Here is a 26,281-nt window from a genome sequence, read left to right on the forward strand (position 1 = left end):
TCTCAAACCCTTAAAACAATAAAATATGCAAACAACTTTCAAGACCATTTCCACAACATCGGTTATTAAACAAATGGACAATCCGCAAACCATCATTGTTGACGTAAGACCTGTTGATGCTTACAATGGCTGGGAGCTAAGAAATGAGAAACGCGGTGGACATATACCCGGAGCCAAAAGTTTGCCACTGAAGTGGACCACATACATGGACTGGATCGAAATGGTACATCATAAAAAGATTGCCCCTTCCAACCATCTCATTATTTATGGTTATTCAGCACGTGAAGCAGAAACAGTGGCCCAAATGTTCCTGAAAGCCGGATACACGAATATTAAAGTTTACCCCGTTTTTTTTGAAGAATGGCTGGCCAACCCGGAACTTCCGCTTGACAAGTTGGAAAGGTTCCGTAACCTGGTTCCCGCATCGTGGGTAAATCAACTAATTGAAGGTCAGAAGCCCATTCATTACAACAATAATAAATTTGTAATTATTCATGCTCATTACCGTAACAGGGAAGCCTATCTGAGCGGGCATATTCCAGGGGCCATCGACCTTGACACCAACGATGTAGAGTCAACGGAAACATGGAATCGCAGATCACCTGAAGAGCTAAAGGCTGTTTTCGAAGCTCATGGCATCACGGCTGATACCACGGTTATCATGTATGGGAAATTCATGTCGCCCGACAACAACGATCCTTTCCCCGGGAGCGCCGCAGGTGACATCGGAGCCATCCGTTGTGCCTTTATCATGCTTTATGCCGGGGTAAAAGACGTGCGGGTTTTAAATGGTGGTTTCCAGTCATGGATTGATGCCGGATACCCGGTTTCTACAAATGATGAAATAAAACATCCTGTTGGCGATTTTGGCGCTGTTATCCCCTCCAAACCATCGCTGGCCGTTGATACACCTCAGGCCAAAGAAATGCTTTCATCCGACAAGGCCGAACTGGTTTGCGTGCGAAGCTGGCCCGAATATATCGGAGAAGTAAGCGGGTACAATTATATTGAGAAAAAAGGTCGAATTCCAGGGGCCATATTTGCCGATTGTGGCTCGGATGCCTATCACATGGAAAATTACAGAAATTTCGACCACACCACCCGCGAGTATCAGGAAATAGAAAAAATCTGGAATGACCTCGGTATAACACCCGATAAACATCTGGCCTTCTATTGCGGAACCGGATGGCGCGGCAGTGAAGCCTGGTTCAATGCCTGGCTGATGGGATGGCCTAATGTTTCCGTATATGACGGGGGCTGGTTCGAGTGGAGTAACGATTCGGAAAATCCCTTTGAAACAGGGATTCCCGAAGAAACTGAAATGGATACACAAAAGTAGATAACATTTATCAGGCAAAATTATGGAACAGCAACTACTTATATCCGATCTGGCAACCGATACATTAAAAGGATTGTCCTCAAATCCAAAATACCTTCATTCGAAATATTTTTACGATGATGCGGGCACCATCATTTTTCAGGACATCATGCGCATGAAGGAGTATTACCTCACCGATTGTGAACTCGAAATATTTTCGGAACAGAAAGATGATCTCCTGAAAGCATTAAACAACGATGGCAACCACTTTAACCTTGTTGAACTTGGCTCGGGAGACGGACTAAAAACAAAACTCCTTCTGTCATATTTCTTCAATAAAGATGCTAACTTTCAATATTCACCGATTGACATCAGTCAAAAGGCAAACAATGAGTTGGCAGAGAGCCTTAATTCCGAAATACCCGGTTTGCAGGTAACTCCCAAAACAGGAGATTATTTTCATGAGTTACAAAAAATCAACTCGAACGATGGTACACCAAAAGTGATATTTTTCCTGGGTTCCAACATCGGAAATTTTTCGTTAGAGGAAACCCACGACTTCCTCAGGCATTTATCGAATTATACCAATCAGGAAGACAAAGTGCTTATAGGGTTTGACCTGAAAAAGTCGCCCGACGTTATTCTGAAGGCTTATAACGATCCACACGGCCACACCAGACGGTTTACTTTCAACCTTCTTCACCGGTTGAACAAGGAATTGGGTGCTGACTTTGATCCTCAAAACTTCATTCATCACTGCACCTATAATCCTGAAAGCGGAACACTAAAAAGTTACCTGGTTGCGACAAAAGAACATAAAGTACGAATAGAGGCCCTGGAACAGGTTTTTCATTTCGGGAAATGGGAATCCATATTTATGGAAACTTCCCGGAAATTCGACTTTGATTTCATAGACCAACTTGCAGCTGAACATGGATTCCAACCCGTTAAAAACTTTACAGACAAACGGGGTTATTTTGTGGACTCACTGTGGGAAAAAAGATGAAAATTGGAATGCAAAAAAGTTATGGCCTGTCAAAAGATGGAAAATTACAAAATTCATACTCCGGAAACTGCTCCCGAAGGTGCAAAAGAGATACTAAGCAGTGTGCAAAAACAAAACGGGTTTCTCCCCAATCTTTACGGCATCATGGCCAATTCCCCGGCAGTTATTAAGGCTTATCAACAACTGGGCAAATTATTCGGCCAGACAACGTTTTCGCGGGTTGAACAAAATCTGGTATGGCTCACGGTAAGTAAGACCAACAATTGTCATTATTGCCTGCCCATTCATACAATGACGGCAAAAATGTCTAAAGTGCCCGATGATGTCATCGATGCCATCCGCAATAATACGCCCATCAAAAGTGATCCAAAACTGGAGGCGCTCAGTCTTTGTGGTTGACCACGAGGGCGTTATCCTGTTCGAATACATTAACCCCGATTATTCTACCAGACTTTCAGGCGGACTGCTTCTCGCGGTGTTAAGACAGTTCAGTTCAGAAAACCAATAAACAGAATCATGAAAAATTACGCCTTTTTCCCCGTTTCACCAAAGATGGTGAACGAGCGAGTGGCAAGATTAAATGCCACATTTACAGTTTTAATCAAATGGTTTTTTGAAACCTTTTACACCCATTTTACGAAAAACAGAAACAGGAGTGTTTTTTCTCTATATGAGACCTTAAAAAACAATAAATGTAGTCTTAAAGGAATGATGAAACGAGCATGGCAAGGTTTGCCTTAATAGATTATTAGATTTTTAGATTTAAGATTTAAGATGAAACGAGCATGGCAAGGTTTACCACAAAAGAATATGTATAAATTCTTGCATGCGAGTTCCATTAGGCCAATAACTTAAATAAATTATATACGGATGAAAACCGCTTTTCCCATATTTATATTGATATTTGCCGTTACATCCGTGGCTGTCGGGCAAAATGACGACGCCCGGCTAAACCGCGTGAATGAAGACAATCAACGTACCGGTAAATGGGAAATATACTACGACACCGGCGAACTGAAAGAGACCGGTATCTATGTCAACGGTCAACGCGACGGGTTGTGGAAAACGTACTACAAAAGTGGAACACTGAAACACGAAATCACTTACGACAACGGTATTGCAAAAGGTCCCGCCCGGTTTTATTACCTCGACGGTAACCTCTGGGAAGAAGGATACTGGAACGAAAACCACTGGCAGGGCGAATACAATCTCTATCATGCCAACGGGAAAAAGTATTACGAGTGGTACTATAACGAATCAGGAAGGCGGGAAGGCGAACAAAAATACTACCATGCCAACGGAAAACTCAAATATACAGGTACCTGGGAAGATGGAAACATCGCCGGCGAACTCCGCGTCTTTAACGAAAACGGACAACTGACGGAGAAACGGAAATATGCCGAAGGCTCTTTCAGAGAAAGCAACAAAGTAGCCACGCGTCCACTAAACGCGCAGGAAAACCCGGACAAAAAAATCCCTCCTTTCTACGGAACCGGTAACTATACGCTTCAGTCGCTCGACGGACGCGTCATTAAAGAAGGTTACTTCCGCGACGGTATTCTTCAGGACGGAAAACATTTTATCTATAACGAAAAAGATTCTCTTATTGAAGTGAGAACAGTGGAAAACGGAGAATATACAACGCATTAGACTTCAGAAATGCTACGGTAAACTTTTACACCCACATGACAAACAATCATTGAGTGCGGTATAAAAAGCATATTTTTATCAAAATCAAGGCGTTTTAAATTTTTAGACCGGGCTCATCATTTATTTTTGGTTTCCGAAAGATAACAAGTTGCTGAAATCACAAACAACTAAATATTATCCCGATGTGTTACAGGTTTTGTCTAATCTTTTTTATTCCACGCTGAGATCACAAAATTAAAGGACCGCTAAAATCGGAAAGATATTCTTATTGTGGCAAACTTTACCATGCTCGTTTCGTAAATGTGTAATTTTCGGACAAGCGTAACACAGTAAATGGGACTCTTTATGGACAGATACTAAATAAAACCTTTGCGTCAATGCATCTTATCGTTTTTACTTTTTTTTAACTGACGATTGTCTTAAATTAGCCGTCTGAAAAATTTCAAATAAGCAGACGACGTACTACTATGGACAATAATCTGACGCTTTACAACACACTTTCCCGGAAAAAAGAAGAATTTAAACCGATCAATCCGCCACACGTAGGTCTTTATGTCTGCGGCCCAACGGTATACGGAGATCCCCATTTAGGCCATTCACGCCCTGCCATCACTTTCGATTTGCTTTTCCGCTATCTGACGCATCTCGGCTATAAAGTTCGTTATGTACGTAACATTACCGATGTGGGGCACCTGGAAAACGATGCCGACGACGGGGAAGACAAAATAGCCCAAAAAGCACGGGTCGAACAGCTCGAGCCCATGGAAATCGCGCAGTATTATTCAAACCGCTACCACCTGTTTATGGATGCCCTTAACGTGAAACGCCCAAGCATTGAGCCACGGGCATCCGGGCACATCATCGAACAGCTTCAAATTGTCAAAGAAATTCTTGACAAAGGGTATGCTTATGAGAAAAACGGGTCGGTCTATTTCGATGTGGAAAAATACGACAAAGACCATCGATACGGTATCTTATCGGGTCGTGTCCTGGACGAATTGCTAAGCACCACAAGAGAACTGGAAGGTCAATCGGAAAAGCACAACAGCTTTGATTTTGCGTTGTGGAAGAAAGCAACCCCTACCCACATCATGCGCTGGCCTTCTCCATATAGTGAAGGATTCCCCGGCTGGCACATCGAATGCACGGCCATGAGCACCAGGTACCTGGGCGATCAGTTCGACATACACGGAGGCGGAATGGACCTTCTCTTTCCCCATCATGAGTGCGAAATTGCCCAGTCTGTCGCTGCCAAAGGGAAAACCCCGGCACGCTATTGGATACACAACAATATGATTACCATCAACGGGCAGAAGATGGGAAAATCGCTCGGCAACTTCATAACCCTGGAAGAATTTTTTACAGGTAACCATAAATTACTTGACAAGGCCTGGTCGCCAATGACCATCCGTTTCTTTATCCTTCAGGCACATTACCGCAGCACTGTGGATTTCTCAAACGAGGCGCTTCAGGCCGCCGAAAAAGGACTGGAAAGACTGATGAATGCGCTGGAACAGATGGAAAAAATAAAACCCGCCGGACAATCAACCTTCGATGTTCAAAATTTCAAAAATAAATGTTATGCCGCATTGAACGACGATCTGAACAGTCCTGTACTGATTGCTCACCTTTTCGAAGGAGCAAAAATCATCAAGGCAGCAGTAGCCGGAAAGGAATCATTTACGAAAGAAGACCTCGAAATTTTCACCCAAACTATGCACCTTTTCTCTGAGGATATTCTTGGCCTGAAAGTTGAAGCGGAAGGAGCAACGGCAAATCCCCAAATCCTTGAAGGGGTTATGAAACTCCTTCTTGAAGTCCGCCAACAGGCAAAAAATGCCAAAGACTTTGAAACGGCCGACCGCATCCGGGATGGGCTTAAACAACTCGGTATTGAAGTGCGCGACAGTAAAGACGGAGCTGAGTGGGTGGTAAAAGCCCCCTAAATCCCCCAAGGTTCAGGTGAGAGAGAGGGCAAGTGCAAAAAGTGTTTTCAATGTTCAAAAACCAATCAACGAATTAACCAATATTCACCACAGATTACACAGATGAATGCAGATTTTCAATGAGCAATTATCAATTTAGAATTAAAAGATTACCTTGCCTCCGGCAACAATAGAGACTAAGGTTGAGGTTAAGGCTGAGGTTGAGGTTGAGGTTGAAGATCACCCATAACTTGAGCCAATCAAATACGGAAAAAAACAATTTATCAAAACCTTGCGCCGGGCTAAAGGCTGTCTGAAAAGACTATTTTTTTACTCTGTGGGACTTTGTGTCTACTCCGTGAAACTCTGTGAAACAAAAAAATAAATAGAACGGTACACTTGCCTTGCTCGTTTCATCCATGTTCTTGTTGTGTTAAGTCTTGTCATGCTCGTTTCGTACAACCTTGATATACTGTATTTTAATAAACAAATCTCTGTAAACACAAGCAATTGGTTTGCAGGGCATTGCAAAAGTTTAACGGAATATTGTTCAATAAAATTTGAATTAAATGCAAAAGCAAATCACCCGATTCATTAAAATTCCATTGGTATTATCAGTGGTTGCTTTGATATCCTTTGGTTCGGGATGTAACAACACAGGTTCGAAGAAATCATCAGGAAAGGATGAAAAAACACTTCCCGAACTTCAGACCCCCGACTTCAATGCAGATTCGGCCTATCAATATGTACAGAAGCAGGTTGAATTTGGTCCACGCGTGCCAAACACCCCGGAGCACGAAGCTTGTGCCAACTGGCTCGAAGCGAAAATGAAAAGCATGGGTGCCGAAGTCATTGTGCAGGAAGGTAAAGTAACGGCTTTTGACAACTCGGTCTTAAACATCAAAAACATCATTGCACAGTTCCAGCCCGAAAAGAATGATCGCATTCTCCTATTTGCCCATTGGGACACACGTCCGTTTGCCGATTATGACCCCGATCCCGACAAGCGCAATCAACCCATCGACGGAGCTAACGACGGGGGTAGTGGCGTAGGTGTACTGATGGAAATGGCACGTCACCTGAAAGACAACCCGACACATACGGGTATCGACATCATCTTTTTCGATGCCGAAGATTATGGCACCCCGCAACATCGTAATCTTCCCTACAAGGAAGATACCTGGTGCCTGGGGAGCCAGTACTGGGGCAAAAATCCGCATAAAAAAAACTATTATGCCCGTTATGGCATTCTGCTGGATATGGTTGGCGCCAAAGAGGCCAGGTTCTTTCAGGAGCGACACTCTTTGGATATGGCTCCCGACCTGGTTGATCAAATCTGGAACACCGCCGCAAAAATCGGCTATGGCAAATTTTTTATTTTCAGAGAAGGCGGATACATTACAGACGACCACCTTTATGTAAACAAGCATACCGGCATCCCCACTGTTGATATTATAGAATTTGACCCGGCAAGTAATACTTCCTTTGGTAAATACTGGCACACTCACGATGATAATATGGACGTCATTGACAAAAACACCCTTAAAGCAGTAGGGCAAACGGTTATGGAAGTGTTGTACAACAGTCCTTTCTAGCTCCCACAAAGGGAGGAGAAGGCCACCTCTGACTCCCCCAAGGGGGATAAAGGTACTCTTCTGATTGAGAGTGAATAAAAAGGTTCATCCACCACTCTGAGTGACCCTGTTTATTCTCCGTGATGTTCTGTGAAACAATAAATTACAAAACTCATCCTGATTCCTTCGGGAGAGTTTCCCAAATGACACAAAGAGTATCACAGGGTTTATAGACAGCCTCAGAAAAACCCAAAATATGACCGGCATAAAACAAAGCGTTTTATCAGGCACCAAACAACCAAAAGTCAGGCAGGAATTGCTCCCGGCCGATGGGCCTTTGGTGGCAGGTTGCGACGAAGCCGGACGCGGCTGTCTGGCCGGTCCCGTAGTGGCAGCCGCCGTCATATTACCCGAAGATTTTGACCACCCTTTACTGAACGATTCCAAACAACTCTCCGAAAAGAAACGCGACCTTCTTCGCACCATCATAGAAAAGGAATCCCTGGCCTGGGCCGTAGCAATGGTACACAACGAAGAAATCGACCAGATCAACATTCTCAACGCCTCCATCCGGGCCATGCATCTGGCCATCGAACAACTGAAGCCCCAACCACTGTCGTTACTTATCGACGGAAACCGGTTTCACCCTTACGAAAAAACGAAGCACAAGTGCATTGTTAAAGGCGACAGCATCTATAAATGCATAGCCGCCGCCAGCATACTGGCCAAAACACATCGCGACGAGTACATGGTGAAGCAGCATGAGAAATACCCCTTTTATGCCTGGGACAAAAACAAAGGTTACCCCACAAAAATGCACCGGGCCGGTATTGAACAACACGGGGTATCACCACTGCACCGCAGGTCTTTTAACCCAACTTGCAGTTAATCCGAATGAAATTGTTGCTTTTCAATGAATTGGCAATTTTTGAGTTCAGATTTGTGTACTACAGATTTTCGTTTTACGAAAGGTGCATATTTATATTTTAGGGCATCATAAAGCGTGCGTACCTGTCCGTTTGGTTCGGAACAACGTCGTATCATGATCACTTTTTCGTGATCGTTTTGGGCCAAAGTCGTTACGGCTTTTTGCGTGTTCATCATTCTTACGATCTCGCGCCAGCCACTATGGATGCCTTCTTGCTTTAGTTGGTGACGGACGGTGTTTACCACCCAGTAAGCCAACAGCCCCAAGTGCAGATGAGCCATCGTGTTTTCATCTTTTTGATGATACACAGGGCGCAAGTCAAGGTCGGTTTTCAAGACCCGGAACGAGGCCTCAATTTCGCGAATCGTGTTGTAAAATTGCCATACATTTTCCTCCGATTGGGCCTGAAGTGATGTACGCAGAAAGTAAACCCCACTGCGGGCGTTAATGTCAACCCCTTTTTTAACCGCCCATTTGATGGAACTTACAATCCGCTTTTTCTCTTTGCCTGGTTGGGCGCCTTTCTTTTTCCGTTTGAGTTCAGGCTCATCGCTCACTTGTGTTTCAATATCGAAGTACCGCCCGATGGAAGGGTATTTTTGCTTTAACCGCCCAATACGCTGGTGTACTTTGTCCTCTTGTTTTATGCCACCTTTTTTGGTCAAACTGTCGGCTATTTGTTGCAGTCCGGCTTCAAATCGCGAACGGAACTGCTCGTTCATTGAACGTTCCTTCAGCTCTTTGGAGTGACTTTCTACTTTGAGATAATAATCCGTATTACCATCCGAATTTACCCGACACAGTTCAATCTTCTGTTTCCGGTTGTCGGTTACTAAAACACTGGTTGCACCAGCTTCGTTGTGGTAGTTTTTTAAATTTGAACGGCTCACACACAGGTAATCATACCCATTGTCCAATATCATCTTCAGGTTATCGTCGGTGGCAATGCCCGCATCGATTACCACCAAGGCTTTCTTTGCCGATGAAGATGTTTTGATGCGCAATTTGCCGATCATCCCTTCCAGTGTTTTGCTATCGGTCATGTTCCCTTCCAGTATGGAGGAGTATTTGATAAACCCTTCAGGATTGATCACCAGCCCAAGCACAACTATTTTTGCATCACTGCGTTTCTCCTTACTGCGCCCGTATTTTGCCAGTTTGCTGCCTTGTTTCCGGCCTTCAAAATAAGTATTGGTCAGATCGTAAAGTATTATTTTATCCTGAATGTCGAACAATTCGTTGGTGCGCACTGATAAATGTTGCTCCAAGGCTTCCTTTTGGGCATACAGTTTTTTTGATATCCCATACAGGCGGTCTTTGGTAATTTGTTTGATGTCGAACCCGGTGACTTCGCATACCGCCGAATTTTCCCTGATCCACCGCGTGGTTTCCAGCTCAGAGGCCGGATAAACTGCCCGGCTGATGAGGTGGGTCTGGGCCAGTTTAATCTGGTCTTCATTCCATCCGAGGCTTTCTAAAAACGGAGCTATCTGCAACTGGCGTATGGCCTGGTACGACAACCATTCGGCACCAATCTCCCGCACGTCTTTGTTTCGAATACTGTTCAGATCAATCATTTGCATGTCTTTACCGCTTTGGTTTGCCTTTTTATCCTTTTCCCCTACAAACACATCGATGCGTTTGTCGGCAACCATCCGCTTGTAAAACTCATCGACATAGCGGATCACCGTTGGGTCATCGGTGTAAGGAAGTTCAAACAGCGGGTTGTCGTGGTTGGCCACCTTGGCGGTAAGTATCTTTTGAATCAGGTTCAGCTGGTCTGTGGTCAGCCCGTTGAGATACCCGGCATTCAAAATAGTCCGATGGCATACCCTCTCGCTATGGTCGCGATAACTCTCCACTAACCGGTAATAACCGCAGTAGCTTCCCGTGACAGGATTGGTGCGCATGGATACCTTGAAATACATGGCTGCAAATTACCACCAAATTAGCTGATAACCAATACCCCCCTGTGTACTACAAATGAAAACAGGCGGAATGCCATAGCTGAATATCAGTTACTTACACAATAAAAATGAAAATAATAACACGTTTTTACCCTAAAATAGCTGCATTTTTATAGAAAACCCCGCAAGTTGGGTTAAATTAACGGAGCAACAACTGAAGTTGACGTTTTAAGACAAAAAAAATGGCTGTCTTCAGAAAGAAGACAGCCTTTTTTTTTGTCAAGATATTTTGAAAATATTGAATATCTGTTTTTTAGAAAGCATAGCTAACACCAATTTGAAAAGCATTACTTTTTAAATCGCCATCATCATAATCAGCAATATTGGAAAGCCCCAGACTGTAACGTATATCTACTCCTAAAGAACCAAAGTCATAGCCAGCACCAACATTTAATCCAAAATTCATTCCTTTTAAATCATCTTTGATGTCTGTTGTTTCTGATTCTGATTCATTCATATCCCCGCCACTGGCAGTATACTCAAATTCTTCCTCTGCAGAAAGCAATAATCCAATTTGAGGTCCGGCTTGTAAATTAAAGCCAGAACCAAGATTTATTTTCAGCATTAAGGGAATATCCAAATAATTTAACTTAACCTTGCTTTCCTCTTCATAATTATAAGTGATCCCGCCAATGCTTTCAGAGCCGGAGTCAGAATATTTGGCTCCCTTCATAGAGTAAAGCAACTCAGGCTGAAAAGACAGTTTATCAGAAAAAGAAATATTGACAAACCCCCCAAAAAACGGAGCTAGCCTTGAATCAAGATCCTCTGCATCATCCCCACTCAAGCTAGCAATATTCAAACCGGCTTTAACGCCAAATTTAGCTTGTGCAAACGAAGCTGTTGAAACACAAAGCAGCATTACTGCAGCAATAAAAAATAACTTTTTCATAGTTTAAAGTTTTAAGTTGAACAATAAAATAACGATACGAAAGTAATAAAATTGGATAGTTAACCATAAATAGAGACAGATTATATTAGCATTTTTATGACTAATGAATATAAATTGTGGATAAATTAATATCTTTTGCTGACCAGAGACCAAAACAATAAAATCAAAATATTCATGCTACTATAATAATTTAAATAAATTACGGCTAATAAAAATAATCACTTGTTTTTTTTTAAATATAAAAGATGAAACGAGCATGGCAAGGTTTGTCACAACAAGAATATGTATAAGTTCTTGCATGCGAGTTCCATCAAACCTTAATAAATAAATTATGTACGGATGAAAAAATAAGCCCAATCCTTCAAATAAAGTTAATATAATCAGTTCTAAAATCATTTTTTTAAGTAAAAAAATGATTATTAATTTGCCATTCATGGTCAGTTATTTTTACTTATATTGAGCGATTTTCAGTAAAAAAAATAAAAGATGTTTTGTTTATTTCCATGATAATGTGTGTATTAGAGGCAAATAAAAAAACGACACTTCATCATTTCACAAATAAGACTATCTTTTATGAGCTCGAAAATAACAAAATTATCTTCAACAAGCGAAAAAATTCAGGTCGTGGAGGGCTATTATTATTTATGCGTTGCGTGCAAAATGGTCAAAGGAAAAAGGAAAATAAAATGCTGCTAAAAGCCGGAGAAGATCACTATTTCAAGGTCGAACAATCGTTCGTAAATCACATGAATACGGAGCTGACGAGCTAATTAACAAGAGTATAAAAGAACTTTCAGAAAAAGAACAACACCCCCTTTTCTGATTTCGACATGAATCATGCGTATTATTTTTTAATGGTTACAGCTCATTTTCTTATTTTAACATTAAAGGAATATCAATATAATCGAGGCTCTCAGTTACGTCAACATTAACTCCCTCAATCCCGTCTAACCTATTGCTGTCTTCAATGATACAAAATCTCTGGCTGGAATGATAACTTATCTGACCAAACTATTTTATTATTAATAATAATTCTAAATTATTTAATGCATCAAAAAATAGTCCTTAAGAAGAAAATTTATCTTAAATTACGAATGTTGAATTAAATAATTTAAAAATCATTATTATGAAAAAAGTTTTAATTACTCTGACTCTGTTGTTAGGGATTGCGGTGTTCAGTAGTCAGGCATCTGCAACTTCCTACACAATTGATGACAATGCTGTGGAAAATTTATTTGCTTCCGCAACTCATACTTCTTTCAGCATGATTTCAAGTGCTCTTGATTTTGAAGCAGTTCCGACTTCAGCCGTTGCATCAGCTGTTAGCGAAAAAGATCCTTTGATTGCTGTCTTGCTTGACTTTTTCCTGGGTGGATTAGGGATACACCGTTTTTATCTGGGAACAAAGGTAATGACCGGGATTGGGTATATATTGACTTTTGGAGGTTTTTTTGGATTGATGCCTCTTATCGACCTTATTGTCTTGGCAGTCAACTGGAACGATATCAGCGCTTATGTTGATAATCCCAAATTCTTTATGTGGTAGCTGTTAACCAAAAGCTAAAACATCTATTATCCATGGGTCCTGATGGACCTGTGGATGATTTTAAGATTTTTCATCACTTTTATGAATAACATTGGAAAGCACCTGCATCGCATCAGTTTAAACCTTCGGACGATAATTATCGTAACGTTTCTTTCTTTTCTTCTTTTCCCCGAGGTAACCAGCCAGAATTATCAGGGAAAAGTAAGCATAGAGGCTTTGCATCAGGTGTACCACGAAGGAAACCTCTTTAATGCCAAATCAGCAATCCTTTACGACGGCGAATCATCAGAAATAATATTTCATTATTTTCAGCCGGAAGAATTCTATAAAAAAATAAACTCTTTGGGAGAAATCACTATTTACAATCCCGGAAAAAATACTGTTACATTCACTCAAAACAGCCAATACTCAAGTTCTAATGAGTTAATCTATTATTTTGTAAACAATCAGATACAGGATATGGGGCTGAGGAAGGAAGGGTTTACGCCCGTAAACACAGAACGTGACGGGAAATATGTCGTAGCAACATGGCAGGCCCCTCCGGGAATGAGAGCAATAAGTACCGTTGAACTGGTTTTTGATAATTTTCTTCCCGTCTTTGCCGAATATGTAGATAACAATGGAAAATCACTAAAAAAGATATATTACTACGATTACATTCATTTGGAAAACTTCAGTTTTCCAAAAAAAATCACGGAAGTAGCTTATACTGCCAGACAGGATAGCACAGTTAAAAGAACTACCTTTTCTGACATTTGCTCGGGTAAGGATATTCAAATGGATATTTTTAATTTCAAAATCCCTTCTGATGCTGAAAAAATTGATTTTTTAGCCTCTTTTTTGTCTTGCTCATCTTCATTAATGCTCCTGCTCAAATAAACTTTGAACAGGATTTATCCCTGATACTAAAATCGGAAAATTCTAAAATCAGGGAAATAGAAACAGAAAGAAACAGAAAAAGAGAGTTTTTAATCGCTAAAGATGCCCCGCTTGTGGAAAAGCTAAATCCTGTCAGGTGGACACTGGGGGGGGTACTTTATATCTACCAGACATCCCTGTCGAAACATTTTTCAGCCGATTGCCTGTATGAACCATCCTGTTCAAACTTCAGCAATGATGTTATACAACATTATGGCATATTAAAAGGCGTATTCCTTACAGCAGACCGACTCAGCAGGTGCAACAGAATAGCTCAGACGTCTCTTCATCCCCTGACAATTGACACGAATTCAGGACGTGCCACAGACGATTATACAAAATATCGTTTCAGAATCCATGAATAAACGTAAATGCGGTATTACATTACAATAACCATTATCATTCTGGGTTGGGCTGTTTCAATCCCTTCCGCTTTCAGCCAGGAAGTTTCGGCAAGGATAAAATTCACATCATACCTCGTCAATCAGAGAATGTTTGACGAAAGTATCTATGAAGCTGATGAGCTACTCTTGAAAAACTTGTCTCATTCACAGCAAGACTCTCTTTATTATCTGAAAGGATGGTCGCTTTACAACCAAAAACAACTACAGGAATCTGCCGGCTATCTTAATGAAGTCACGAAAAATTCAACATTCTATGAAAAATCAAGACTTTTTGGAATATACAACCTTACTCATCTGAAGAATTTCGAAAGTGCAGACTCTGCAATATCTCGTTATTACCCCCTCACAGAAACAGGCAGAAACTTTAAATCCTTTTTAAATTCTGGCCTTTATCTGCTAAAAAGAGATATTGAAGGTTACAAAACAACCCGGCAAGATATACCCTCCGATTACTTTGGGTTTTCAAGTGAACTGAAAAGAATGGATCAAATTTCGAAGGAGCTGGAGAACAGACATAAAAAGTCGCCTGTTATTGCCGGTATTCTCTCAGGAATAATTCCCGGCTCCGGACAGATATACTCAGGGAAAACCGGACAGGGAATCGCCGCTTTCCTCATGTCATCAGGACTTGCCTTAGTCACTATTGAAAATTATTCCAAACGGGGACCGGAGCGATTTGAAACCATATTCTTTGGAACGGTCTTTTCAGTCTTTTACATAGGAAATATTTGGGGCGCCACATTTTCAGCAAAAATTGCAAACAATGAATACAATGAACTTACTGACAAACAAATATTGTTTAATCTCCATATTCCTCTTCGTAATATTTACGATTGAGGCACAAAATATAAACACATTGTTCAGAAAGGCCGATTCATTGGCCGTTTCAGGAAATATGACAGGAAGTGCTGTTGAATATGAAAGAATTGTATTTTTTTCAGACGATGCAGATAGCAAAAGAGAAGCCATTTACAAAAAAGCATTGACATATAAAAATGCCGGGAAATATGAAAAAGCTTCTGTCACACTTGAAAGACTCAACATAAGAAATCCCGAAGATACTCTCTTCGCACAAAAAAATTATCAATTGGCATTTTGCCAGTATATGAACGGTAATTACAATGATGCCATTAATACCATTGAACTTTATGAAGCAATCTCATCAAAAGAAAACACCATCAAACCCAAAATATTAACTATAAAAATTTTCTGTTACAATCACCTTTTTGAATTTGACAAAGCAAACGAAACATTAACAAAGCTGGAAAAACTGTCGAATACCAATGGCAATTTCCAGGAAATTAAAAATATGTACGTCAATTCCCCTAAATATAAAAATCCGGAGAAAGCCCGGCATCTTTCTCTCCTTCCCGGCTTAGGACAAGTGTATTGCGGGGAAATAGTTGAAGGCAGCTTCAATTTCCTGCTGAACGCATCGGCGCTCGGATTCGGGGCATGGCAGGTATGGAACGGTTATTATTTTACCGGTTACGTGGTTGGTGTTACCTTATTACAAAAGTTTCACTCCGGCGGTCAACACAGAGCAGAAATCATTGCCCGTGAAAAGAACATTGAAAATGCCTCTGAATTCAACAGAAAAATAATACAAAAATTTGATTTCTAAAGGGCTAACAGCCTATGTGTTGATTTACAAGTATTAAAACTCGTCTCTCGTTAAGCCTGGCCGAAGCATATTCAATACAAAAAATTGAATATTTTCTTTAATTTAGGCATCAATAATTTAAACCCTAAAAATTAACATCATGAAAAAATTGCTTTTGACCATTGTTGTGGTTGCGTTGACAGTCAACGCATTATCACAAAACAATTATCGCGATGTCGTACACCTGAAGGACGGCAGCATCATCAAAGGAATCATAATTGAACAGGTTCCCAACGAACAAATTAAAATCGAAACTTCGGATGGAAGTGTTTTCGTGTATAAAATGAATGAAATTGCGAAGATGTCGAAGGAAAAAATTTCAGAAAGCCAGTCTTCGAGGAGCAATAGCGACCAGGACTTCACTTCTCCAACTGCTAAAGGGAAAATGATTGTTTCGGGCAGCACCAATTTATCATATTCTTCTGTGACCAACGAACAAGAATACCAGGGTGGAGACTATGAAATTGACATTAATGAATTTTCATTTAAGCCTTCCATCGGATGGTTTGTTGCTGACGGTTTTGCCATAGGTTTAACCATCGATTACGAATCAACTAAACAAGAGGATGATAGAGACGAATATAAAAACTCTGGTTTTTTAATTGGACCAAGTGTCATATACTATTTCGGTGATTCCAACATTAAACCTTTTATTCAGGGAGAATATATGTTTGGAAACAACAAACAAGAGTATAATTCAGATGAAGAAAAAATAAAAATGAATGGCTGGGGATTAGGTGCCGGTGTCGCATTCTTCCTGAATAAAAACATCTCACTTGATTTAGGATTGGGATATACAAATATTTCGGGTGAATATGAAGACGAATACATAGATGAAGATATAGAACAAACGATCAAAGGATTTTCCCTAAATGGCGGAATATCCGTATATTTCTAAGGTTCATCCTGCAAATAATTACAACTACCAAATAAACTCAGTGATTCCTCTGTGTAGCTCTGTGGTGCCCTGTAATTGCCTTGTGAAACTCAGCATAACAACAAATGATCCGGAACACCACAAAGCAGACACAGAGGAACAATGTCTACTGCACGCCTACGTTTCCGAACAAAGGGCATATTAATCGTCACTTAAAACTACAAACACTTAGCTCTCAGCAATAAAAACAGCCATCTGATTCCTTAACCGATTGGGTGAGGATTCAACCTGTTCCCTTCAGAAGCAGAAAGCTTCCACAACATTGTTTACAAACAAATGAAACGAGCATGGCAAGGTTTGTCACAAAAGTTGATGAACAAAATCAATCATGCGAGTTCCATTCGACCAATGACTTAGACTAATTAGAGGCTGCTAAAAAAGTCAGCAGTCTGTTTCAAATTTATTTTCTATTGTTCTTTTTGGCATTGCCCCAAAAAGAACCAAAAAGGTCTAGTCCGCTTAAACCTATCTCCCCGCGAAAGCCAAAATTTCCGGCCATTGCGCAAGGCCATGAACGTCGCCCATTTTGGCTTCCCGCCATCCGCCGGCCCGGAAAGCGGACAGGCCACCGCGCCTTTTTAATAGTTAAAATCGTTCATTATTGTGACATTCTTTTAAATTGTGATATGTTGACAATTAATACCTGCATGCGAGTTCCCCCCGATAAATCGGGGTAGACTATTCGACCTTAATAAATTTATAGAATGAGTGCAGTATAAAAAGCATATTTTTGTCAAAATCCAGGCGTTTTAAATTTTTGTGCCAGAGTTAACTTGTTGTTAATGAGGATGCAAAAATTTAAAACAACAACGAGTTTGGCAATAAAGATGCTTTTTAGACCGGCCTCATAGAATGTATTTTGTACAGTTAATATTATCTTTACAAACTCTGAGTGTAGTATAAAAAGCCTTCAAACTGCTGATTTTTACCATTTTTACCCCTGACCCCTAAAAGGGAACTGCTAAAAATCAGCAGTTTGAAAAAGTCCCCTTTAGGGGATTTAGGGGTCAAAAGGCTTTTTAGACTGCACTCAACTCTTAAAAGAGAAAAACGACTCGTATAATTCAAGAACATAAAAACAAAAAAACACCTATGATGAAAAAAATGACCGCCCTTGCAATGGCCATGATATTTGCTTTCTCAGGCTTATCGAAGGCCGATGAAGGCATGTGGATACTGCCGTTGATCAAAAAACTGAACATTGAAAAAATGCAGTCGATGGGACTGCAACTTTCCGCAGAAGATATTTACAGTGTCAACCATTCGAGTCTGAAGGATGCCGTTGTTATCTTCGGTGGCGGATGTACCGGAGAACTCATCTCGGATAAAGGTCTCATACTGACCAACCACCACTGTGGTTACGGAACCATACAAGCGTTGAGTACCATGGAAAACAATTATCTGGAAGATGGTTTCTGGGCGCCAACCACTGACGATGAGATTCCCGCACCCGGACTTTCCGTCACCTTTATGAAACGGATGGAAGATGTCACCAGTAAAATAGAAGCAGGACTCACCGCCGATATGACCGAAGAAGAACGCCGGTCTGCTATCGACAGCATCTCCACACAAATTGCCGACAGCGTAAAAGGCGACTCACATTACCGGGTGCTGGTACGCGATTTTTATGGCGGTAACCAATATTTCATGATGGTTTACGAAGTGTTCAACGACGTTCGCTTTGTCGGTGCTCCTCCCTCCTCAATCGGAAAATTCGGACACGATACCGATAACTGGATGTGGCCCCGGCATACAGGCGATTTTTCCCTTTTCAGGGTCTATGCCGATAAAGACGGAAAACCCGCCGAATATTCTCCCGACAATGTGCCGCTAAAACCTGCGCATCACCTTCCCATATCACTCAAAGGATATGAAAAAGGTGACTTTGCCATGACGTTGGGATACCCGGGAAGCACTCAGCGTTACCTGACATCCTGGGGCATTGACGAACGGATGAATATCTTCAATTTCTCGCTGATCAAACCCAGAGGGGTAAAACAGGAAATATGGGAGAAGGCCATGAACTCCAGCGATAAGATAAGACTTCAATATGCCTCGAAATATTCGCGCAGTTCCAACTATTGGAAAAACAGCATCGGGATGAACAGAGGGCTGAAAAACCTGAATGTCATCGAAAAGAAACAGAAACTGGAAGAAAAATTCAGTGACTGGGTAAACGAGTCTCCCGAGCGTCAGGAAAAATATGGCGACGTGCTGCCCTCCCTTAAAGCAGCTTACGAAAACAGGGCGCCTTACTATCTTGCCCAGAATTTCGTACGCGAATGTATGCTGAGGGGCACCGAAATCATTGGTTTTTCTCTTGCAGCCCGGGAACTGGAACAGGCCCTCGAATCCGAAGATGAAGAAAAGATAAAGCAGGCAACCGAAAATCTGAAAAAAAATGCCGAAGATTTTTACAAAGATTATCATGCGCCCACCGACCAAAAGGTAATGAGTGCTCTGCTGGAACTCTACCATGAAGAGATCGACGCAGAATTTTATCCTTCTTTCTTCGAAGAGATAAAGACCGACAAAGAAGACGGCTTCGAAGAGTATGCCGATAAATTATTCAGAAAATCCATTTTTGTCAGCAAAGAAGAACTTTACGATTTTCTGGAAAATCCGAAACTAAAAAAACTGAAAAAGGATCCTGCATATTCGGCCGGAAAATCCACGATGGAGTTATATCTGAAATTAATGAGTCAAATCCGTGAATCGAACCTTACCATCGACAAGAATCACCGCCTGTTTATTGCCGGGCTACAGGAGATGAATCCCGACAAAGTATATTACGACGATGCCAATTTTACCATGCGACTGAGCTATGGTGAAGTCGGTGATTACGAACCACGGGATGCCGTCATTTACAAGCATTATACAACCCTCAAAGGGGTTATGGAAAAGGAAAAACCCGACGACTATGAGTTTTCTGTCCCCGAAAAGCTGAAGCAACTCTACCGTGATAAAGATTACGGCCGCTATGCCAACAAAGATGGCAGAATGTATGTCAATTTTACAACCGACAACGATATTACCGGCGGAAACAGCGGCAGTCCCGTTATCAATGGTGAAGGATACCTCTTCGGACTGGCTTTCGACGGCAACTGGGAAGCCATGAGCGGCGATATCGCCTTTGAACCGGAATTGCAAAAATGTATCAATGTCGATATCCGGTACGTCTTGTTCATCATCGATAAATATGCAGGCGCTCAAAATCTGATTGATGAGATGACGATTGTTGAATAATTCAATATAGTGCGTTAAAGCCTGAACGCAAAGACGCAAAGACGCAAAGTCCATGTTATGAGAGTATTATTTTAGCTGCAGCAGCTAACGTACAATAGATTATTAGATTTTTAGATATAAGATGTGAGATGATTCTTACAGCCTTGATATATTGCATTTAAAAAAACAAACATCTTTAAAATAGACGATTGATTTTCAATATATTGCAGAAATTTAATGGATTATCGTCATAAAAAACTTTGCGTCTCTGCGTCTCTGCGTTTAGGTTTTTAAAAAATTATTGATAAATGGAATTCCTAAATAATCTTAAAAATATTTTACAAAATCGGTAAATGCAATCATTCTGTTGTAGTTTCGCAACATTAAGAATTTGTTAAGTTATTGGTTGATATGTGGAAGCGGGCATTACTTCTGACGTTATTGAATACATTTTTTTTCGTTACTCTCCTTGCCGACGAAGGCATGTGGTTACCCTGGCATTTACCTCAGTCTCAAATTGAAAAGATGTACGAGATGGGGTTGGAATTATCGGCAGATGAAATTTTTAGTTCCAGTGGAAACGCCCTCAATTTCAGTATAGTTTCTCTTGACGATGGCAGCTGTACCGGAAGTTTTGTCAGCAACAAAGGCCTTTTGCTTACCAACCACCATTGTGCTTACAGCGACATTCAGCAACACAGCAGTGTAGACAACAACTTACTGAGCAATGGTTTCCGGGCACAATCTCCGGCATCAGAAATTCCTAATCCGGGAAAGACTGCAACCATACTGATTGATGCAAAGGATCTTACGCCTGTTTTCAATTCTGCACTGAAAAATGCCTCCGGTCGACCTGAAACAGAACATATTATCGATAGTATCTCAAAAGTCATCCTCGACACGGTTTCACTTGCAAAAGGACAAGATGCGGAAATAAAGGATTTTCTGTTCCAAAACCAATTCTTTCTCCTTATCACACAAACATTCAGGGATGTACGGCTGGTCGCGGCCCCCCCTGAAGACATTGCACAGTTTGGTGGCGAAAGAGACAATTGGATGTGGCCACGGCATTCGGCCGATTTTGCCTTTTACAGAGTTTACTGTTCCCCCGAAGGAATGCCGGCCGACTACGATCCCGGTAATGTGCCCTTCCAGCCCAAAAGATTTCTTACCATATCGAAACAGGGTGTGAAAGAGGGCGATTTCACGATGACGCTCGGATACCCGGGTGAAACCAACAGATATATTACTGCTGCCGGCATAAAGGAATCATTTGATATTATAAATCCTGTTATTGCTGATGTCAGAAAAATAAAACAGGCCATCTGGGAAAAAAATATGAAGAACTCGAAGGTGACAGGCATCCGGTATGCCGATAAATATGCCAATTCAGCCAACTTCCGGAAATACGCAACAGGACAAAATGAAAGCATTGAGGAACTTGGCCTGATTGATTCAAGAGAAGAACTGGAAAATCACCTTCAGGAACGCATCAATGATGATGAAAAATTCCGGAGAATCCTTACCTCTTCCAGAATACTGTACCTGATGCGTAAAAACCTCACAAAAACAACAATTATTACCATCGAAAGCCTGATCAACGGTCCCGAAATCAGCTCACTCATTATCGAATCCTTTAATTTGTATGGCTTGCTCAAAGAAGATCATGTCCGGCAGGAGGCATTGACAAAAGAACTCGAAAAACTTAAAAAGAGTGGCGACGAGTTTTTTGAAGATTTTTCGGCTGCTATTGACAAAGAGGTTTTTGAAGAAATGCTGACTTATTATCTGCAGAACCTAAACGACAGCCTGAGGGTGAACGATGATGTACTCTTTAAAAATGCGACAAATACAAGAGATTTGAGTGATAAAATCTATTCAGGATCACTCTTTGCCGATTCCGAAAAATTTAATGATTTCATTGATGCTCCCTCGTCAGAAAAACTCATGTCAGACCCCGGCTTTGGTCTTTACTATGATCTTTTTCAGGAATTTGGCCCCGTATATGCCATGTATAGCAGAATAGACGATCAGATAAATTATTCGATGCACCACTATCTAAACATGTTAATGCGAGGCGATTCCATCGATAGTTTATATCCTGATGCCAACAGTACACTACGACTTTCGTTCGGTAAAATAGAACCTTATTCCCCTGAAGACGGTATTATTTATGCTTCATTTTCGACCTGTAGCGGAATGATGGAAAAAATCAATTCAGGAAACCCCGCCTATCAGACGAAAACAGATGTGCAATCATTATTTGATTCAGGTGATAAGGCGTTTGGTAAAAATCTTCCATTATGCTTTATTTCGGACAACGACATTTCAGGTGGTAACAGCGGAAGTCCTGTGCTAAACAAGCGCGGAGAAATAGTGGGATTGGCTTTTGACGGCAACTGGGAAGGAATGGCCTCCGATATCTCATATTCTTCCGAACTACAAAGATGTATCAGTGTAGATATCCGCTATATCCTGTTTTTGATAGAGAAATTCGCGGGAGAACATTATTTGTCGGAAGAATTGAAAATTACAGCCGGCTAAAAGGACTGATTGCGGAAACGCAATGACGCAAAGTTTAAATCCTGAAAGATGCTATAAACTTTTGACCGCTTTCGGGGCTATAATTATCCTGCCGGAAGGATTCTTAACCATCTCCTGTATTCATAAGCCATCTGAACCCTGATATTTTACATGGCTGTAGCCGGGAAAATATTTCTACATTTGCATCCAACAGTTAATTTAAATTTCCCCGGTTATGGAACTCAATTTTCTGGAAATCGTTTCCGCTTTTATTGTACTCTTTGCCGTTATAGACATACTCGGCTCCATCCCTATTATTGTAGATTTAAGGAATAAAGGGAATAAAATTAATGCGGCTCAGGCCTCTCTGGTTTCATTTTCTATTCTGATCGTCTTTCTCTTTGTGGGGAAAGCCCTTCTCGGTTTATTCGGAGTAGACATTTCTTCTTTTGCCATTGCCGGATCTATTGTATTGTTCATGATTGCTATCGAGATGATACTCGGGGTGACCATTTTCAAACACGATTCCCCCTCGGGTGCGTCACTCGTTCCTATTGCTTTTCCGCTCATTGCCGGGGCCGGATCGTTTACTACCCTGCTTTCTTTACGGGCTGAATATGAAACCATCAACATTATTATCGCACTCTTTCTGAACATTGTTTTTGTTTATATAGTACTTCGACTTACCAATCAGGTAGAAAGAATTATCGGTCAGGCCGGAATATATGTCTTAAAGAAATTCTTTGGCATTATTCTGATGGCCATGTCGATTAAACTCTTTTTAAATAATGTTTCAAACCTGGTTTAGTCATAAGACCGGCATATAGGAGCAGGACAATTTTTCCGTACCATTAATCAGAAAAAACGCATACCAGAATGGCTTCTAAAAAGTATTACGTGATATGGCTGGGCCATAAAACAGGCATTGTTGACAACTGGGAAGAATGTAAAAAACGCATCAACGGATATAAAGGCGCCAAATATAAATCCTTTAAAACCCTCGAGGAAGCCCAAAAAGCGTATGAATCTCCATGGACCAAAAATATTTCGTCAAACAAAAAAACCACTTCACCAAAAAGCCGGAAAAAAATTTCAGACGATGGTCCTTTTTGGGAGAGTCTGGCTGTCGATGCGGCCTGTAGCGGCAATCCCGGACCCATGGAATACCGCGGAGTGCACGTGAAAAGCAACAAGGAATGGTTTCATGCAAAGTTCCCCCTTGGTACCAATAATATAGGAGAATTTCTTGCCATCGTACATGGTCTGGCCGAGCTGAAACGCAAAAACCTGAATATTCCGGTTTACAGCGATTCATCTATTGCCATCGGATGGGTAAAAAAGAAAAAATGCATAACAAAACTGGAAGATTCTCAAAAAACAGAAGAATTGTTTAAACGGATACGTCGTGCCGAAAACTGGCTCCAAAACAACAAATGGTCACAACCCGTTCTGAAATGGGATACTGAAAATTGGGGTGAGATTCCCGCCGATTTTGGAAGAAAATAATTAATTTTTTGTGATAAGAGGCAACCGACATCTCACTTTACTTCCGGATTTTCCATCTTCCGAAATAAGATCAATAATCTCGAGACGGGGCTTCTTGCCATTAGGAGAAAGGAGACTGAGACGTTCTTCAATTAACTCAATGCTCTCTTTGGATATGTCATTCTTTACATAAACTCCTTTATTCTCAAGGGTCAATTCCAAACCATCTTCCTTTTGCTCGTAGTAAATATTTATTCCGGGGCACTGATTGTCCTTAACTTTTCCTTTCGAAAATAATGCATCAATCAGCGGTCGAACCAACATTGGCGGTACCAGCAAGTACCGCGACCCGGAAATAACGCGGAAATCTACACCACAATCAATTTTCTGGAAATAACGGCGGCATTGTACTTTAAGGTATTTATTCAGAAGGTCTATTTCTTCTTCAAGAGGAATAAGTTCCATATCCCCTACATCAAGAAGTTTTCTTACCAAATCAGCGATATCATTTAAATATTCAACGGCTTCATCTTTCTTATCCTCAAGAATATAATTTTGTACCGACGACAATACATTAAAAATCAGATGTGGATTCATCTGAAGCTGATGAATCTTTTGCTGAAGAACCTGTTTTTCTTTCTCCTTTTTCAGAAGGTTACTTCGTCCGTAAAGAAACCAGGCCACAATACCGAGAATAACCATTAAGCCAAGGATAATTAGAATCAAATTTTTCTGGTTATTTCTGGCTCTCATCAAATTAAACTCTTTTTCCATCAAATCTTTCTCCAGCTCATTATCAATCGTTTCTTCAAGATAGGCTTTATTGGAAATAATCAGGGAATCTTTTAATTGCGAATAAGTTTCAAGAACATCAATGGCTTTTTCATAATCTCCTTCCGCTTTTAATGCCTTAAATAAAGAATACAAATTTTTCTGTCTTAAATTATTCCATCCCATGTTCCGGGCGGTATGTTCAGCCCTTTCATAAAAAACCACCGCAAGGGAATTTCTCCCCTGTTCGTAATAAAGATCACCTAAAAGACTATAGATGTTGATGAGATAAGATGAAGATGAGTGAGTATTGAAATAATCGAGTGCTTCTTTCAAATAACTGGCAGATTTCGCATAATCCTTTTCGTACAAAAATAAGGCCCCAATATTACATTTGACTTTTGCAATGCCTTCTGAATCACCAATTTTTTTGTATATCTCAATAGCCTCACCGTATTTCTCTATCGCCCGATTATTCAAGCCTCTTCCGGCAAGATAAATGGCATAATCATTCAAAACTGCTGCCGCATCGGCCAATGAATCCAATTCGAGAAATATATTTAACGAATGATCAAAATACTTTTCAGCACTTTCATACCTGCCTGCCTTGTCTTGTACAAGAGCAATATTGTGAAGACATTGAGCAAAACCATAGTCATTCCCGGTTTTTCTTTCATACTCCGACGATTTTAAAAATGCTTCAAGCGCTTCATTGTATCGCTCTTTAAAATACCTGGTAAGTCCAAGATTGTTAAAATAAATGGCGTTTTTTTCAGGCTTCTCAATACCGTTCAGGTATCCAATACTTTTTTCATAACAATCACCGGCAAAATCAAAATGTCCCTGATAATAAGCCGCTTCTCCACGAAAATACCATCCGCTCGACGCAAGAGTGTCATTCCCGGAGTCTTCTGCATAAGTAATCAGCACCCTGGCAAGAGAATCGGCCTTTTCGACCGAATCCGGCAATAACTTTTTCAGCTTGTCTTCAATTCCAAAAACAAAAAGTGAATCATTTTCTGAGAACACTTTACTTGAGCACCCCAGAATAATAAAGCAGAAAACCAGAAACGAAAATCCTTGACCTTTCTTCATGCTTTGAAACACTAATAAAACTGATATATCTCAATTTCGTCACACAAAACTAAGGAATTATCTCATTTAAAAGTAACATCAACTGATAAAAACCGATTAAACAATAGATCGTTAGATTTTTAGATGTAAGATGTAATATAAAACTAACCTCTAATCATCTGACATCAATTAAAGTACGATAAGATAAGCCGCGACAATATCCTTTCTTTGGCGCGAGGCAGTCAAGCCGTTACATAAAAAAAGCCGCTCCGGTGTTCCGGAACGGCTTTCTTCTAAAAAGTCGGCGGCGACCTACTCTCCCGCTTTTACGCAGTACCATCGGCGCTAACAGGCTTAACTTCTCTGTTCGGAATGGGAAGAGGTGGAACCCTGTTGCTTTAACCACCTTAAGAGGGCCTCCCCTAACCCCTCCCAGGGAGGGGGATTGGAGGTGATGTGTTGACATATTGGAAGC

22 protein-coding genes and 1 rRNA gene are annotated in these 26,281 nt (G+C 40.9%); 17 read left to right on the forward strand and 6 right to left on the reverse strand.

Annotated features, from left to right (window positions below; translation table 11 throughout):
* The first annotated feature begins 25 nt into the window (after nucleotides 1–25).
* The 7 genes from ATH1_RS0111685 (at nucleotide 26) to ATH1_RS0111720 (ending at nucleotide 8,362) form a co-directional block, all read left to right on the forward strand.
* Nucleotides 26–1,339 carry a sulfurtransferase gene (locus ATH1_RS0111685; protein ID WP_010421854.1) on the forward strand — a complete coding sequence of 438 codons (1,314 nt, stop codon included), beginning with the start codon at nucleotides 26–28 and terminating at the stop codon, nucleotides 1,337–1,339.
* A 22-nt stretch (nucleotides 1,340–1,361) separates the two neighbouring features.
* On the forward strand, nucleotides 1,362–2,324 hold the full coding sequence (locus ATH1_RS0111690) for an L-histidine N(alpha)-methyltransferase (RefSeq protein ID WP_010421856.1): 963 nt from the start codon (nucleotides 1,362–1,364) through the stop codon (nucleotides 2,322–2,324).
* A 36-nt stretch (nucleotides 2,325–2,360) separates the two neighbouring features.
* Nucleotides 2,361–2,723, forward strand: a complete 363-nt coding sequence (locus tag ATH1_RS19415; RefSeq protein WP_010421859.1) for a carboxymuconolactone decarboxylase family protein — start codon at nucleotides 2,361–2,363, stop codon at nucleotides 2,721–2,723.
* Nucleotides 2,724–3,194: 471 nt separating this feature from the next.
* Entirely contained in the window at nucleotides 3,195–3,974 is a 780-nt protein-coding gene (locus ATH1_RS0111705) for a toxin-antitoxin system YwqK family antitoxin (RefSeq protein WP_010421868.1), read from the forward strand.
* Nucleotides 3,975–4,441: 467 nt separating this feature from the next.
* Nucleotides 4,442–5,920: a cysteine--tRNA ligase gene (gene cysS, locus ATH1_RS0111710; protein ID WP_010421870.1), complete on the forward strand. Its 1,479-nt coding sequence runs from the start codon at nucleotides 4,442–4,444 to the stop codon at nucleotides 5,918–5,920.
* Between the two features lie 548 nt (nucleotides 5,921–6,468).
* The gene (locus tag ATH1_RS0111715) at nucleotides 6,469–7,494 is read left to right on the forward strand and encodes a M28 family peptidase (RefSeq protein WP_010421872.1); all 1,026 of its coding nucleotides are present in this window, start codon (nucleotides 6,469–6,471) and stop codon (nucleotides 7,492–7,494) included.
* A gap of 235 nt (nucleotides 7,495–7,729) precedes the next feature.
* A complete protein-coding gene (locus ATH1_RS0111720) occupies nucleotides 7,730–8,362 on the forward strand; it encodes a ribonuclease HII (protein ID WP_010421874.1) in 633 nt (210 codons plus the stop codon).
* On the opposite strand, the gene ATH1_RS0111725 is transcribed toward ATH1_RS0111720, so the two are convergent.
* From ATH1_RS0111725 to ATH1_RS0111735, 3 genes are all read right to left on the reverse strand, one after another.
* On the reverse strand, nucleotides 8,359–10,329 hold the full coding sequence (locus tag ATH1_RS0111725; protein WP_010421876.1) for an IS1634 family transposase: 1,971 nt from the start codon (nucleotides 10,327–10,329) through the stop codon (nucleotides 8,359–8,361). The genes ATH1_RS0111720 and ATH1_RS0111725 overlap by 4 nt on opposite strands.
* Nucleotides 10,330–10,621: 292 nt before the next feature.
* On the reverse strand, nucleotides 10,622–11,260 hold the full coding sequence (locus ATH1_RS0111730; protein WP_010421878.1) for a porin family protein: 639 nt from the start codon (nucleotides 11,258–11,260) through the stop codon (nucleotides 10,622–10,624).
* 180 nt (nucleotides 11,261–11,440) lie between these two features.
* Nucleotides 11,441–11,695 carry a hypothetical protein gene (locus ATH1_RS0111735; RefSeq protein WP_010421881.1) on the reverse strand — a complete coding sequence of 85 codons (255 nt, stop codon included), beginning with the start codon at nucleotides 11,693–11,695 and terminating at the stop codon, nucleotides 11,441–11,443.
* A 691-nt stretch (nucleotides 11,696–12,386) separates the two neighbouring features.
* On the opposite strand from ATH1_RS0111735, the gene ATH1_RS0111745 reads away from it, so the two are divergent.
* From ATH1_RS0111745 to ATH1_RS0111770, 6 genes are all read left to right on the forward strand, one after another.
* Entirely contained in the window at nucleotides 12,387–12,806 is a 420-nt protein-coding gene (locus ATH1_RS0111745; RefSeq protein ID WP_010421886.1) for a TM2 domain-containing protein, read from the forward strand.
* An 81-nt stretch (nucleotides 12,807–12,887) separates the two neighbouring features.
* A complete protein-coding gene (locus ATH1_RS0111750; protein ID WP_139035370.1) occupies nucleotides 12,888–13,685 on the forward strand; it encodes a hypothetical protein in 798 nt (265 codons plus the stop codon).
* Nucleotides 13,652–14,089 (forward strand): membrane protein insertion efficiency factor YidD, encoded by a 438-nt coding sequence (gene yidD / locus ATH1_RS20155; protein ID WP_010421893.1) that lies wholly within the window; start codon nucleotides 13,652–13,654, stop codon nucleotides 14,087–14,089. Before ATH1_RS0111750 ends, yidD begins: the two co-directional genes overlap by 34 nt.
* Before the next feature lie 6 nt (nucleotides 14,090–14,095).
* On the forward strand, nucleotides 14,096–14,965 hold the full coding sequence (locus ATH1_RS0111760) for a hypothetical protein (protein ID WP_010421895.1): 870 nt from the start codon (nucleotides 14,096–14,098) through the stop codon (nucleotides 14,963–14,965).
* A 19-nt stretch (nucleotides 14,966–14,984) separates the two neighbouring features.
* Complete coding sequence (locus ATH1_RS0111765; RefSeq protein ID WP_010421897.1) at nucleotides 14,985–15,752, forward strand: tetratricopeptide repeat protein; 768 nt, start codon at nucleotides 14,985–14,987, stop codon at nucleotides 15,750–15,752.
* 139 nt (nucleotides 15,753–15,891) lie between these two features.
* Entirely contained in the window at nucleotides 15,892–16,689 is a 798-nt protein-coding gene (locus ATH1_RS0111770; protein ID WP_010421901.1) for an outer membrane beta-barrel protein, read from the forward strand.
* Nucleotides 16,690–17,607: 918 nt separating this feature from the next.
* Here the strand turns inward: ATH1_RS0111770 and ATH1_RS22620 are convergent.
* Nucleotides 17,608–17,802, reverse strand: a complete 195-nt coding sequence (locus ATH1_RS22620) for a hypothetical protein (protein WP_081467447.1) — start codon at nucleotides 17,800–17,802, stop codon at nucleotides 17,608–17,610.
* Between the two features lie 21 nt (nucleotides 17,803–17,823).
* Between ATH1_RS22620 and ATH1_RS0111780 the strand changes: the two genes are divergently transcribed.
* From ATH1_RS0111780 to ATH1_RS0111795, 4 genes are all read left to right on the forward strand, one after another.
* The gene (locus ATH1_RS0111780) at nucleotides 17,824–19,974 is read left to right on the forward strand and encodes a S46 family peptidase (protein WP_010421904.1); all 2,151 of its coding nucleotides are present in this window, start codon (nucleotides 17,824–17,826) and stop codon (nucleotides 19,972–19,974) included.
* A 390-nt stretch (nucleotides 19,975–20,364) separates the two neighbouring features.
* The gene (locus ATH1_RS0111785; RefSeq protein ID WP_010421907.1) at nucleotides 20,365–22,497 is read left to right on the forward strand and encodes a S46 family peptidase; all 2,133 of its coding nucleotides are present in this window, start codon (nucleotides 20,365–20,367) and stop codon (nucleotides 22,495–22,497) included.
* 214 nt (nucleotides 22,498–22,711) lie between these two features.
* Nucleotides 22,712–23,284 carry a MarC family protein gene (locus ATH1_RS0111790; protein WP_010421910.1) on the forward strand — a complete coding sequence of 191 codons (573 nt, stop codon included), beginning with the start codon at nucleotides 22,712–22,714 and terminating at the stop codon, nucleotides 23,282–23,284.
* 68 nt (nucleotides 23,285–23,352) lie between these two features.
* Nucleotides 23,353–23,982: a ribonuclease H1 domain-containing protein gene (locus ATH1_RS0111795; RefSeq protein ID WP_010421912.1), complete on the forward strand. Its 630-nt coding sequence runs from the start codon at nucleotides 23,353–23,355 to the stop codon at nucleotides 23,980–23,982.
* Here ATH1_RS0111795 and ATH1_RS0111800 read toward each other — a convergent pair whose 3' ends face one another.
* Nucleotides 23,983–25,827 carry a tetratricopeptide repeat-containing sensor histidine kinase gene (locus ATH1_RS0111800; RefSeq protein ID WP_010421914.1) on the reverse strand — a complete coding sequence of 615 codons (1,845 nt, stop codon included), beginning with the start codon at nucleotides 25,825–25,827 and terminating at the stop codon, nucleotides 23,983–23,985.
* 278 nt (nucleotides 25,828–26,105) lie between these two features.
* Nucleotides 26,106–26,216: ribosomal RNA gene (gene rrf / locus ATH1_RS0111805) — 5S ribosomal RNA — on the reverse strand.
* Nucleotides 26,217–26,281 lie beyond the last annotated feature (65 nt).

The organism is Anaerophaga thermohalophila DSM 12881 (genome assembly GCF_000191885.1).
Taxonomy (GTDB): Bacteria; Bacteroidota; Bacteroidia; order Bacteroidales; family Marinilabiliaceae; genus Anaerophaga; species Anaerophaga thermohalophila.